This is a genomic window from Psychrobacillus sp. FJAT-21963, assembly GCF_001420585.1.
Taxonomy (GTDB): Bacteria; Bacillota; Bacilli; order Bacillales_A; family Planococcaceae; genus Psychrobacillus.
Map to the genome: position 1 here is coordinate 168,359 of NZ_LJIY01000002.1, position 14,001 is coordinate 182,359.

General features: G+C 34.6%; 11 protein-coding genes. 9 read left to right on the forward strand and 2 right to left on the reverse strand.

The window, feature by feature from the left end:
- Positions 1–105 precede the first annotated feature (105 nt).
- The 3 genes from AN959_RS06705 (at position 106) to AN959_RS06715 (ending at position 3,293) form a co-directional block, all read left to right on the forward strand.
- Positions 106–954, forward strand: a complete 849-nt coding sequence (locus tag AN959_RS06705; RefSeq protein ID WP_056829356.1) for an ABC transporter ATP-binding protein — start codon at positions 106–108, stop codon at positions 952–954.
- On the forward strand, positions 951–1,658 hold the full coding sequence (locus tag AN959_RS06710; RefSeq protein ID WP_056829357.1) for an ABC transporter permease: 708 nt from the start codon (positions 951–953) through the stop codon (positions 1,656–1,658). Before AN959_RS06705 ends, AN959_RS06710 begins: the two co-directional genes overlap by 4 nt.
- A 570-nt stretch (positions 1,659–2,228) precedes the next feature.
- Positions 2,229–3,293 carry a nitric oxide synthase oxygenase gene (locus AN959_RS06715; RefSeq protein WP_056830276.1) on the forward strand — a complete coding sequence of 355 codons (1,065 nt, stop codon included), beginning with the start codon at positions 2,229–2,231 and terminating at the stop codon, positions 3,291–3,293.
- Positions 3,294–3,507: 214 nt separating this feature from the next.
- On the opposite strand, the gene AN959_RS06720 is transcribed toward AN959_RS06715, so the two are convergent.
- On the reverse strand, positions 3,508–4,707 hold the full coding sequence (locus AN959_RS06720; RefSeq protein WP_253278887.1) for an MFS transporter: 1,200 nt from the start codon (positions 4,705–4,707) through the stop codon (positions 3,508–3,510).
- A 190-nt stretch (positions 4,708–4,897) separates the two neighbouring features.
- Between AN959_RS06720 and AN959_RS06725 the strand changes: the two genes are divergently transcribed.
- The 3 genes from AN959_RS06725 to AN959_RS06735 are packed head-to-tail and all read left to right on the forward strand — an operon-like array spanning position 4,898 to position 7,887.
- Positions 4,898–5,692 (forward strand): ABC transporter ATP-binding protein, encoded by a 795-nt coding sequence (locus AN959_RS06725; RefSeq protein ID WP_056829359.1) that lies wholly within the window; start codon positions 4,898–4,900, stop codon positions 5,690–5,692.
- Positions 5,685–7,316: a hypothetical protein gene (locus tag AN959_RS06730; protein WP_056829361.1), complete on the forward strand. Its 1,632-nt coding sequence runs from the start codon at positions 5,685–5,687 to the stop codon at positions 7,314–7,316. Before AN959_RS06725 ends, AN959_RS06730 begins: the two co-directional genes overlap by 8 nt.
- Before the next feature lie 4 nt (positions 7,317–7,320).
- Positions 7,321–7,887 carry a nucleotidyltransferase family protein gene (locus tag AN959_RS06735; protein WP_056829363.1) on the forward strand — a complete coding sequence of 189 codons (567 nt, stop codon included), beginning with the start codon at positions 7,321–7,323 and terminating at the stop codon, positions 7,885–7,887.
- A 178-nt stretch (positions 7,888–8,065) separates the two neighbouring features.
- Here AN959_RS06735 and AN959_RS06740 read toward each other — a convergent pair whose 3' ends face one another.
- A complete protein-coding gene (locus AN959_RS06740; protein ID WP_056829365.1) occupies positions 8,066–8,767 on the reverse strand; it encodes a glucosamine-6-phosphate deaminase in 702 nt (233 codons plus the stop codon).
- A 136-nt stretch (positions 8,768–8,903) separates the two neighbouring features.
- On the opposite strand from AN959_RS06740, the gene cotE reads away from it, so the two are divergent.
- From cotE to mutL, 3 genes are all read left to right on the forward strand, one after another.
- Entirely contained in the window at positions 8,904–9,467 is a 564-nt protein-coding gene (gene cotE / locus AN959_RS06745; protein ID WP_053589896.1) for an outer spore coat protein CotE, read from the forward strand.
- A 136-nt stretch (positions 9,468–9,603) separates the two neighbouring features.
- Complete coding sequence (gene mutS / locus AN959_RS06750) at positions 9,604–12,165, forward strand: DNA mismatch repair protein MutS (protein ID WP_056830278.1); 2,562 nt, start codon at positions 9,604–9,606, stop codon at positions 12,163–12,165.
- A 41-nt stretch (positions 12,166–12,206) separates the two neighbouring features.
- Positions 12,207–13,991, forward strand: coding sequence for a DNA mismatch repair endonuclease MutL (gene mutL, locus AN959_RS06755; protein ID WP_056829367.1), 1,785 nt, complete (start codon positions 12,207–12,209; stop codon positions 13,989–13,991).
- Positions 13,992–14,001 lie beyond the last annotated feature (10 nt).

Here is a 14,001-nt window from a genome sequence, read left to right on the forward strand (position 1 = left end):
CCTAAAATGACTCCTTTCACCATAAATAAGATGTTTTCATACAGTAAATCTCTTAATCTAAGGGTGTACATACGAAATGTTCAGCCAACAATTAGGAGGATGATTATGGAAAATGCAATTGAAGTAAAAGGATTAGCAAAAATATTTTCTAATTTTAAAGCACTTGAAGATGTCAATTTTTATGTGAAAAAAGGAGAAATTTTTGGCTTTCTTGGACCAAGTGGATCAGGGAAAACGACGACGATCAAAATTTTAACTGGTCAGTTAGAGCCAACCGAAGGAAAAGCACTTGTTTTTGGGGAGAATGTATCTACTCTAAATACTCCGACTGCTCGGAAGCGTTTTGGGGTTCTAACTGATAATAGTGGGTTGTATGGTCGACTAACTATATATGAGAATTTAAAATTATATTGCCAACTTTACGATCTTCCAATCAGAAGAGTTGATGAGGCGCTTGCCTTTGTAAATCTAAAAGAGGAACGTAAAAAGAAAGTATCTTCCTTATCCAAAGGTATGGCACAACGTGTTATTTTAGCAAGAGCCATCCTTCATGAACCAGAGTTATTATTTTTAGACGAGCCGACGTCTGCTTTAGATCCAGTGAACACTCTCCATATTTACAATGGATTAAGGGAGTTAAATAAAAGAGGGACAACTATATTTTTAACAACACATGATATGCAAGAAGCAGACACATTGTGTAATCGTGTTGCTTTTCTAAATAAGGGACAAATCCAGCTAATGGATCAACCAAGCAAGTTAAAAAAACGATTTGCAGATGATACTTTAACATTGGAATTGACGAATGATGAGAAACTAGTTCTTCCAAAAAATGCAGCAGGTGCGGAAGAAATGTATCATTTAATGAGAGAAAACAGAGTGGTGACAGTTCATTCAAATGAACCTACTTTAGGGGATATATTTGTAAATGTAACAGGGGGAGAATTAGTATGATCTTTTCATGGAAACGTATAAATGCTATTTTTCAAAAGGATTTTAAAGATTTTTCAAGAAATTTGGCAGTATCAATTGTTATTTTCTTACCACTATTCATGGCCGCTATTTACGGCCGTATGGGATTAGACACAATTCAAGCACACTTTTTGAGTATTAACATGACATTTGCAATGGTTGGAACTTATGTGCAATGTTGTTTAATAGCAGAAGAGAAAGAAAAAAATACGCTACGCAGTTTAATGCTATCTCCTGCTAGCACATTAGAAATTCTTGGTGGTAAAAGTTTATTATCTTTTGTTTTAACGATCGTTATTATTTTCTTTAGTGCCTTTTTATCCGAATATAATCCGACAAATATTACACTTGTTGCATTAGCTATTATTATATCTGCTGTATTTTATATTGCGGTTGGCACACTTTTAGGACTTATTGCAAAATCAGTTATGGAATCTTCTGTTTTAGTACTTCCTGTCATTGGTATTTTTAGTTTGGGGTCCTTTGTTACGGTATGGGCTGAAAAATATCCAATATTAAAACTTGCAGAATACATGCCAAGCGTTCAACTTATTGAGCTAGCTACTTTGGTAGAAGAAGGAGCAAAATTTTCTGACGTACTTTCTAATTTAGGAATTATTAGCGTATGGGCAGTACTATTTATAGTGTTAACAGTAATTGTGTATAGAAAACGAATGGTAGATTAAAAAAATATAGAAGGAATTTATATATAAATTCCTTTTATATTCAGACTGTAGATAAACCGGAAATTATTTCTATATTGAATAGATCAGGTTTTCCGAAGCTTACCGATCGCGTGCGCCGAACCGCTTGGGCAAATAAGATTTTGGTCATGCAATCGTTGCGAATAAGAAAATCGTTGAAACGGCTCCCTTTCCGCGGGCGTTGCCTTAGCCTCCTAGCCCAACACGATGTTGATCATGCAATCGTTGCCGCAAAAGTTCTTTTGCGACGAGCATTGCGCAGGAGCAGGATGCGGCGAACTTATATTGCCTTCCCCTCAACTGTGGGGTCTTCGGCTAACGCTATTCCCGATGGAGTGTCGCCTTTTTCAACGATTTTCAAAAATAATAAATAATGTAAGTGATAAAAACTACCGGCGAAACGCGTCCGCCTTGAACGGAAATCAACAAGCCCAAAATAAATAAATTACTTTTATATTCTTTTTCTGTCATAATTCCCTCACAACTTTATAAACCTAAGGACTTGTTTGTACTCAACAGTTTCTTTTATGATGGTAAGGAACAGTGGAAGGGATGAATGACGTGTTAAAAGAAGCGAAAGATTTTATTAATACGTATTACGATGAAATAGGACAATCTAATGAAAAAAAACAAGCCCGTTTAAGAGAAATAGAGAAAGAAATATTGAAAAAAGGCTGCTATGAACAGACATTAGATGAGATTACATATGGTGCTAAAATGGCATGGCGTAATAGCAATAAATGTATAGGGCGTCTATTTTGGCAAAGCTTGAATGTAAAGGATAAGAGAGATTTACTAACAGAAGAAGAAATTTTCCAAGCATTATTAGAGCATATTCAGTTTGCATCAAATGAGGGAAGAATAAGACCTACCATTTCAGTTTTTTCTTCTGTAGATGTTCGTATTTGGAACCATCAGTTAATTCGATATGCTGGTTATGAGACCTCGGATGGAGTTGTTGGTGATCCCGATTCAATTCCATTTACAAAGGTATGTGAAAACCTAGGTTGGAAAGGTGATTACAGTCATTTTGATGTGTTACCTATAGTCATTCAAATAAAAAATAATCAACCAAAGTTATTTGAGATTCCTAAAGAATACATCTTAGAGGTTTCCATTCGTCATCCTGAATATAAATGGTTTGAAGAGCTTCGATTGAAGTGGTATGCAGTCCCTATAATCTCTAGTATGAAGTTGGAAGTTGGGGGAATTACCTATGCTGCAGCTCCTTTTAATGGATGGTATATGGGTACTGAGATTGGGGCACGAAATTTAGCAGATGATTATCGCTATAATATGCTTCCGGCCATTGCTGAACGGATGGGATTAAACACTAAATCTAATGCTTCCCTTTGGAAGGATCGTGCATTAGTTGAATTGAATGCAGCTGTATTATATTCCTATAAAGAGGATGGGATCAGTATAGTAGATCACCATACAGCAGCACAGCAATTCAAGCGCTTCGAGTCAAATGAAATGGATGCAGGCCGTGATGTAACGGGGAACTGGACTTGGTTAATTCCTCCTGTTTCACCAGCAACAACACATATTTTTCATAAAACCTTTTCTAATGATAAAAAGACCCCTAATTATTTTTATCAAAGCCCTCCTTACTAAATTAAACGTATGGTTAAAATTATTCTTTGCTTATTGTAATGCAATGCGAATCATCCTGCGGAGGCTGATGCGTAGCGTGTGTCAAGTGCACATTCGTAAACCTACTCATAAGTATCTGAAACATTTACTATAAAGCTTTTCAAAATTCCATCATTATAAATACTCAAGCCAACTAAAAAAGGAATCAGCATATGAAATTTGCTGATTCCTTTTTTTAATTTTCCGGAAATACATAACAATCTCTTCCGGCATGCATGCCAGAGATGAATAATAATATTGCCGTTACGATAAACAGAATGATAGGAGTATTCCAACTCAAGGTAACATCATGAATATAACCGAAGAATACAGGACCTACAGCTGCCAACAAATATCCAATTGATTGAGCAGTTCCAGAAAGATTTGCTGCTTCCATAGGTGTTCGAGTTCGAAGTGAGAAAAACATCATTACTAGACCAAACGAAGCCCCTCCAGCTAAACCGATGAAAATCATCCAAACAATAGCAAGTGTTTTAATTCCCATTAATAACCCAACGAATCCAATTAAATACAGAATCGTATATACTAATACAAGTATTCGCTGATCTTTTAGTCTTCCAGCTAAAATCGGAATTAGAAAGGTCATTGGCAGTTGTGCAAATTGCATGATGGATAGCATCCATCCCGATTGGTCTGCTTCCATCCCTTGAGATTGTAGTATTTCTGGAATCCATGCAGCAGTTGTATAAAATATTAGCGATTGTAGCCCCATACATAATGTAATAGTCCAAGTGAGAGGGGATTGCAATAAAGATTTTTCATTGTTGCTTGTGAATACATTTTTTGCCTCCAAACTCTCTTTCTTCCTAATTTGGGGAATCCAAATAATCGCAGCTATAATGGTTAAAATTGCCCAGCAACCAAGGGCACTTTGCCAACCGAATGAAGTACTAGCTGCTATTGGATAGCTTATTCCAGCCCCAATACCGGCAGATATATTCATCGATACTGTAAAAATTGCTGTCAATAACCCAACTTGTAAAGGAAATTTAAGTTTAATCAGGCTTGGCATCAATACATTACCAAAAGAAATAGCAATCCCTATAAGTGCTGTACCAATAAGTAAAAAAGTAGTGGATCCTATAGAACGTGAAATAATTCCAATAGCTAACAATAAGACAGAGAGAAACAGAGCCATTTCCATTCCGAATTTACGAGCGATTTTGGGTGCAAACGGTGAAACAATTGCAAATGCTAGAAGAGGGATAGTCGTTATAAAACCTGCTAAAACATTCGATATAGCTAGTCCATCTCGAATGTATGAAATAATCGGCCCTACCGATGTTAGGGGAGATCTTAATGTTGCTGATATAAAAATGATACCGAGTACGAGGAACGTAATACTCCTGGTATGTGCTGCTTGTTTCGTTGACAAAAGAATTCTCTCCTTACGTTGTGAGTAATAGATTGATTACTATGAAAGACTAACACTTTTTAATAGAGAACTTCAATAGAAAAAAGCAATAACAATTTTATTAGTCAGATTGCAACAGACTATAACATTATTAGTATTGTTTTACAAGTATAGAAGTATTATCCTTAATATAAGAATAGGGGGATATCAAATGAATAGTGATAAGGTATTATCATTGATAAAAGTATCTAAATCCTTTGGTAATAAAAAAGTACTGAATGAAGTTAACTTAGAAGTATATAAGGGGCAAATTATAGGTTATATCGGCCCGAATGGCGCAGGTAAAAGTACTACCGTTAAATTGATGCTCGGGTTAATAGAAGGATACAGTGGTAAAGTAGAGATTTTCGGTAATGATATTTCTTTGGGGGATGTGACGTATAAAAAGAGGATTGGGTATGTACCTGAAACCGCAGATTTATATGAAAATTTAAGTGCATGTGAATATTTAACTTTTTGTGGAGAGCTTTATAGTTTAAATAGGGAAACTGCCGAGAAGAAAGCATTCGAGTTAATGAAGCAATTCGATTTAGAAGCAGCATTTCATCAACGTCTTTCATCCTTTTCTAAAGGAATGAAGCAAAAAGTATTAATTATCTCTAGTTTGCTACATGATCCTGATTTATTGTTCTTAGATGAACCATTAAGTGGGCTAGATGCGAATAGTGTAATGATTATAAAAGAAATACTAGCAAAGCTAGCAGCAGAAGGAAAAACTATATTTTATTCTTCTCATATTATGGATGTTGTTGAAAAAATCAGTAACCGAATTGTATTACTAGTGAATGGTCAAGTAATTGCTGATGGCTCGTTTGAAGAATTAAAGGCTCAAAACAAAGAGGGAACATTAGAAGAAATTTTTAATCAATTAACTGGTTTTACAGAACATGAGGAAATTGCTGAGAAGTTTGTTGGCATAGTAAGAGAGGGTAGTATACATGAATGATTTTAAAATTCTTCATGTGCTTGATAACTTTAAAAGATTATTTCAAAAATTCGATATAGATTATGAAGTTATGCGAACGATTTTACAGCTGAAATTAATGATGGATAGCAGACGAATGCCAACGGTCTTTAGTGGATCTAAAGTAAAAAAAGAGGGAAATCAGTTCCTGAAGTCTTTATGGTTTTATGCATTAATTGGTCTTTTTTTATTGACACCATTTTTATTTTTAGGCAGCCAATATATTTTTTTAATGAGTATTATGTTTAGTTTAGTAATGTTTATATTAATGACATCCATGATATCTGATTTTTCAGGTGTATTACTCGATATCCGAGATAAGAATATTCTTCATACAAAACCGATTAGCTTGAAAACACTAAATGCTGCAAAAATAGTTCATATTATGATTTATATGTTTTTGCTTACGGGCTCTTTTGTAGGATTACCATTTTTAGTAAGCATTTTTAAACATGGAATCTGGTTTGGACTGATATTTTTAACTGAAATTATTCTAATTAGTTGCTTCGTGGTTGTTTTAACCGCTTTTGTTTATTTAATTATTTTACGTTTTTTTAGTGGTGAAAAGCTAAAAGATATTATCAACTATGTGCAAATCATTCTAACAATAGCCTTAACGATTAGCTATCAACTAGTTGCAAGGTCTTTTGAAATTATTAATATGAAAATTTCGTATACGTTTGAATGGTGGCATATTTTATTATTCCCAATTTGGTACGGGGCTCCATTTGAATTGTTTTTAAATAAGGACTTCTCATTTCACATTATTCTGATGTCTTTATTTGCATTGTTCACTCCTATTTTCTCAGTTTGGCTTTACGTTCGTCTAATGCCTGCTTTTGAAAGAAACTTAGGGAAACTACTAAGTGATTCTACTAGAAAGAGAAAAGCTTTTAAATTAGATAGAATATGGGCAAAGATTGTTTGTAGAACCGAGGAAGAACGTACTTTTTACCGATTTTCTTCCTTAATGATGAAACAAGAAAGAGAACTAAAACTAAAAATCTATCCACAATTAGGCTTTGGTTTCATTTTTCCTTTAATCTTTTTAGCAAATGATATCTCGATGAAATCTATTGAAGAAACAATGGAAGGAAATATTTTTTTGGTCATTTACTTTAGTGTGATGATAATACCTACTATCGTTCATATGCTCCAATTTTCAAGCAATGCAAAAGGTCATTGGATATACAGAGCAGCGCCATTGCAAAATGAATTATCTATCTATAGCGGTACGTTAAAAGCATGTATAGTTAATTACTTTCTTCCAATTTTTGTATCTTTAAGTGTTCTTTTTATAGTCCTGTTTTCTGTTAGAATTGTACCTGACTTGTTTGTTGTTTTACTTGTTGGGATAGCGATGACTCTTATCTCCTATCGTATGCTAAATGGGGAAGTATTTCCTTTTTCAAAATTACATGAGCATGCACAAGATGCAGGGACATTAAAAGTGTTTATTAGTTTAATATTTATCGGATTATTTGTTTTAGCACATGTAATTGTTTCTAAAATACCATACGGCTTGTTTGGCTACATGGTTGTTTTAATCGTTGGAATTATATTTGGATGGTCTGTAACTTTTTCAAAGCACACAAAAAAGAGGTAGAGATATGAAAATAACATATGAAAATGATATTACTAATCTTATAGCTGAAGATGAATGGATGATGGAAGTGTTACAAGCTGCCAAAACACTTAACCTTCCAGATTGGTGGATCTGTGCAGGTTTTGTTCGCTCTAAAATATGGGATACGATTCATAATTTTAAGGATAGAACACCTTTGACAGATATTGATGTCATTTATTTTGATAGTTCCAATACAAATGAAGAAACGGAAAAGACATTCGAAGCAACTCTTAAAAGAATCTTGCCTAATGTACCATGGTCTGTTAAAAATCAGTCTAGGATGCATGTGATAAATAATTTATCCCCGTATTCATCAGCAGTTGAAGGGATAGCAAATTTTCCAGAAACAGTTACAGCTTTAGGTGTGAAGCTAGATGAGGAAGATAACGTTATCTTAACTGCTCCTCATGGAATTAAAGATTTAATTCATTTAAAAATAAAACCGACTCCTCGTTTTTTGGAATCTCCTGATTTACTGGAAATTTATAGAGAGAGAATTTACAAAAAGAATTGGCCATCAACTTGGCCGTTGCTTGAAACTTATTATTAGAAAACTAGAGTCTAATTAGGATGAGAAACGGAATGAGCTCATTTTCAGCAGATTTTTATAATAATATTGAAAAAAATGTATCTGAAATGAAGGATTATGAAGTGTTGTATGTTCTAGAAGTAAGATTCATCCAATATGATAAAAAAAGTTGTCTTCTATATTTTAGAAAACAACTTTTTTATCGTTTAATATTTGTTATGAGGGTAACATGGGGATGTTTTTTCAAAACAGTGATTGGCCATTGTTCTGTTATGATATCTCCAAGTAATGCATCAATGGCAGCTCGTTTTTTTTCACCGAAAGCCAATAAAATTATTTTCTTTGCCTTCAAAATAGAAGCAATACCCATTGTAAAAGCTTGAGTAGGCATATTCTCGTTGGCTTCAAAATATTGACTATTTACATGAACAGTGGAATCGGACAATTCTGCAACATGCGTTAAAGCATCAAATGGAGTGCCAGGTTCATTAAATGCAATATGCCCATTTTCTCCTACCCCTAAAAGTTGAATATCTATTGGATGCTCGTCTAACTTTTTTTCATATCTTGCACATTCAAGCTTTTTATCTAACGAAAGTCCGTTTGGAATATTTGTTTCTTTAAAATGCTTTTTGGAAAATAAGTGTTCATGCATAAAAAAAGCGAAACTGTTTTTATGTGAGGAATCCAGTCCTACGTATTCATCTAAGTTAAAGGCGATAACTTGAGAAAAATCTAAATTTGTTTCAACAATACTTGTATAAAATGGAATCATCGTACTTCCAGTTGCCAAACCTAAAGAATTTAAATTTCCTAATTTTAATTCTTCTTCTAGGTTATCAACAACAAGGCTAGTAGCTTTTTCGACATTTTCAACATATATAATATTAAAAAATGGCATTCAATTACCTCTCTATCCTATATATGTAATCATTGTATATAGAATCGTTTAGCTGGTCAATGGAATAAAAAAACAGAAGAACCGATTGGGCATATTGCGCATATGATGTTATGACTTGAATACAAGGAGGAAAAAAATGAAACACTTGCGACAAATCGTGACGAAAGCCGTGATAGCTAAAGGAAAGAAAAGAACGGAGTCATGTGAAGTACTTTGCCCGCCAAATACACCGTCTAGTATTTTAGGATGCTGGGTTATCAATCATTCTTTTCAGTCAAAAAAACATGGAAAATATGTAGAAGTTGTTGGTAAATTTGATATCAACGTCTGGTACGCACACCATGACCATTCGAAAACATCCGTATTCACAGAAACAATAAACTACAAAGATCGTATTCGATTACATTATAGAGATAGTGATTCAACTGGTGAAGAAGTACACGTACGTGTAATCCAACAGCCTAATTGTACAGAGGCAATAATTATTGAGAATGGCACTAAATTTCAAGTAATGGTGGAACGCGAACTTCTTGCTGAAGTGGTAGGAGAAACAAAAGTTTGCATCCAAGTACATGAACAAGATTTTGAAGAAGAGTGGGCATTTAATGAAGAAAGCTCCTCAAGTTCGTCTAATTCATCTAGTTCATCTAGTTCTTCTAGTTCTCAAAATCATGGCCACGACCAATCTTCATCACTTTAAAAGCCGGTCAGTTATTCCGGCTTTTTTTTATTTACAACAAGTACCTTTCCTTCTATTAATGATAGGGGCATGCGCTTTTCTTCGTATCTTTTGCTATAATAATTATAGAGAAGTATAGAAAAGGGAATGACTAATGATGACAACACTTACTCCAATGATGCAACAATATTTAACTATTAAAGAAGACTACATAGATGCTTTTTTATTTTTTCGCTTAGGCGATTTTTATGAACTATTTTATGAGGATGCAATAAAAGCGTCAGCCATATTAGAAATAACATTAACAAGTAGAAAAGATAATGTCCCAATGTGTGGTGTACCTCATCATGCAGCGCAGAACTATATTGAAACGCTTGTTAGCAAAGGACATAAAGTAGCAATTTGCGAGCAAGTTGAAAATCCTAAAGAAGCAAAAGGTGTTGTAAAAAGGGAAGTGCTTCGTTTAATTACACCTGGAACAATTATAGAAGGTAAGGCGATGCAAACTAAATCTAATTTTTTTATTGCATCTGCTGACTTACTTTCAAACAATGAAGTGGCATTTGCTTATTTAGACGTATCTACTGGCGACGGTTTTACTACTATTATGACAGGCGATGAAAAAGAAATTGTACAGGAACTATTATCTTTACAGGCGAAAGAATTGATTGTTAGTGAACAACTGTATGTATTGATAAATGATTTATCTTCGATACATGACTTTACTTTATCTATAGAACAAGATGAGTTAAGTAACGATAGTGCAGAAAAATATGTTACTAATCATCCGGTCGAAACTCACCGAACAGTAAAGCGTTTATTGAAATATATTGAAAAAACACAGAAGCGTTCCTTATTACATATTCAGCCCTTCACATTTCAAAAAAGAGAAGCATTTCTAGCGATGGACTATCATTCGAAGAGAAATCTAGAGCTTATTTCTTCTATACGAAATGGAGAGCAAAAAGGGACACTATTATGGCTACTGGATGATACGGTAACTGCAATGGGCGGTCGAAAGCTTAAACAATGGATCCATCAGCCTCTAGCTGACAAAAAAGCGATTGAATCTCGTCTAGAAATTGTTACAAGCTTTTTAGAAGATTTTATGCTTAGAGAAGAAATAAAAGAAGCGTTTAAAGAGGTATATGATTTAGAAAGATTGGTTGGAAGAATTGGATTTGGCAGTGCTGGAGGTAGAGACCTTGCGCAACTTAGACAATCCCTTTCAAAAATTCCTATTATTAAGCAGCTATTAGTTGATTCTAATAGCCCGACATTAGTCACTTTAGGACAAGCTTTGGAGGATTGCCAAGATATTTGGAGTAAGCTAGATGAAGCGATCAGCGATAACCCTCCCATATCAGTTAAAGATGGTGGGGTCATAAAGGATGGTTTCAATGAACGTTTAGACCAGCTCCGTGATGCATCTGTAAACGGGAAAAAGTGGATAGCTGAGTTAGAACAAAAAGAACGAGAGCTGACTGGGGCAAAAAATTTAAAAATAGGGTATAACCGAGTGTTCGGCTATTTTATTGAGTTAACCAAATCAAATATTCACTTTGCTGACGAAACTAGATATGTTCGTAAACAGACACTCGCGAATGCAGAGCGATACATTACAGATGAATTGAAAGAAAAAGAATCCCTAATACTTTCAGCAGAAGATGAGAGCTTAGTATTAGAATATGAATTATTTACAAAGGTTAGAGATCAAATAAAAGGATACATACCTAAAGTCCAAAAATTAGCCAAGCAAATAAGTGAGCTAGATGTGTATATTTCATTTGCACAAGTATCTGAAAAGCATCGTTTAACAAAACCTGTTTTTCATGCATCTAATGCAATGGAAATTTTGGAAGGTAGACATCCAGTAGTCGAAAAAATGATGAACAATCAATTGTATGTTCCAAACGACTGCATATTGACAGAAGAAGAAAATATGCTCCTCATAACAGGGCCAAATATGTCCGGGAAAAGTACATTTATGCGACAAGTTGCGATAACAGTAATCATGGCTCAAATTGGTTGTTATGTGCCTGCTGAGTCTGCAAAGCTACCTATAGTCGATAAGATATTCACGCGCATTGGTGCTGCAGATGATTTAGCAGGTGGGCAAAGTACTTTTATGATTGAAATGATTGAGTCCCAGCATGCAATTGTGAATGCAACAAGTCAAAGCTTACTTCTATTTGATGAGATAGGACGAGGAACATCTACTTATGATGGAATGAGTTTAGCACAAGCAATGATGGAATATATACACGAACATATTGGGGCGAATACGCTATTTTCAACCCATTATCATGAGCTGACAGATTTGGAACAGACTTTGCCTAAACTGCGCAATGCTCATGTATCTGCTACAGAAAAGGATGGAAAAGTAGTATTTCTTCATAAATTAAAAGAAGGTCCAGCTGATAAGAGCTATGGAATACATGTAGCAGAACTTGCTCAACTTCCTCCAGAAATTATATTAAGAGCAAGAGATATTTTAGCTACTTTTGAACAAACAGAGAAAAAAGAAAAAGCAACTGCTATTCAAGAAATGCAGTTATCATTTTTTGATGAACAACCAAAACAGGTAGATGTAAAAACTACCGATAATACAACGGCAGAAAAAATAATGAAAAAACTAAAAAAAATCAATATTTCAGGAACAACACCATTAGAAGCATTACAGTTGTTGTATGAATTACAAAACGAAATAGAAAAGTGATAAAATAACTCTCTATTATTCTTATAAAAGCAGGTGAAAAAATGGGACAAATCATTGTCATGGAAGAGCTACTTTCCAATAAAATAGCAGCGGGAGAAGTGGTTGAACGTCCCGCCTCAGTTGTGAAAGAATTAGTGGAAAATGCTATAGATGCTGGTAGTAGTTCAATTGAAATAATGTTAGAGGAAGCAGGGTTAGCAAAAATACAAGTAACCGATAATGGAAGAGGGATGGACGAAGATGATGCTGTCCAATCCTTCTCCAGACATGCTACGTCGAAAATTACGACTGAGCATGATCTATTTAGAATTCGATCATTAGGATTTCGTGGAGAAGCACTTGCAAGTATAGCTTCCGTTTCAAAGATAAATTTATGGACTTCTGACGGTGAAAATGTTGGAACTAAAGTAGATTTAGAAGGGGGCCGTGTTCTTTCATGTAAACCTGCCCCGATACGAAGAGGAACGGATATCGTAGTAAAACAATTATTTTTTAATACTCCTGCAAGATTGAAGTATTTAAAAACGATTCAAACGGAACTTGGCCATTCAATTGATTTAATTAACCGTTTAGCCCTTAGTTTTCCATCAATAGCTTTTAGACTCGCGCATAACAATCAAACAATTGTTCAAACGAGTGGAAGAGGAGATTTAAGGCAGGTACTTGCCTCTATATACGGAGTTTCAAATGTGAAGAAAATGGTCAGTTTTTCTGGAGAATCTTCGGATTTTCGTATTTCAGGTTATGCATCACTACCAGAGATAACAAGAGCATCTAAAAACTATATTACAATACTTGTTAACGGCAGATGGGTGAAGCATTACGGTTTAAATAATGCAATTGTTGATGCATACCACACGTTATTGCCAATTGGAAGATTCCCAATTGTAGTATTAAATATTGAAACTGACCCTATGCTTACTGATGTGAATGTACACCCAGCTAAGCATCAAATACGTTTAAGTAAGGAGAAAGAACTAATGGAGCTAGTTAGACAATCCATTCGTTCTATTATACACCGTGTTCAACAACCGCCTAAAATTATAGAAAAGCCTGAAGTAAAAAAACAGCCAAGTGTACAATTTGATTTCTTTAAACAAACATATAAAGAACCGGAACAGCCGATTCAACAACACCCTATCCAAAACCAAAATGAAAAAGAACAAGCTTCTATTGTCTACGAGGAAATTGAACCATTACAGGAAGAAATCCTAGTAGATGATCCAATCGAAGTAAAAGAGGCATTTCCAGACCTACATGTTGTTGGCCAAATTCACGGGACATATATAGTGGCGCAAAGTGAAGATGGTTTTTATTTAATAGATCAGCATGCTGCTCAGGAGCGTATCAAATATGAGTTTTATAAAGAGAAAGTAGGGGAAGTAAATGCAAGTGAACGTCAAGCGTTACTGTTGCCCCTTACTTTTCACTACACTTTAGATGAAGCATATCGTATTAAAGAATCTATTGATGAACTAAATACTGTTGGCATATTTTTAGAAGAGTTTGGTTCATCAAGTTTTGTTGTAAGAGAGCACCCTGCTTGGTTTCCAAAGGGTCATGAAACAAAAATTATTGAAGGATTAATCGAACAGGTTTTAACAAACCGAAGAACAGATATTAAAAAATTGAGAGAAGAAGCTGCAATTATGATGAGCTGTAAACTCTCCATAAAGGCGAATCATTATTTAACGATAAAAGATATGGAACAGCTGCTTGAAAGTTTGAAGAATGCCAAGCATCCGTTGACATGCCCACATGGGAGACCAGTAATCATTCATTTTTCAACATATGAAGTGGAAAAAATGTTCAAACGAGTAATGTAGGAGGGGAATT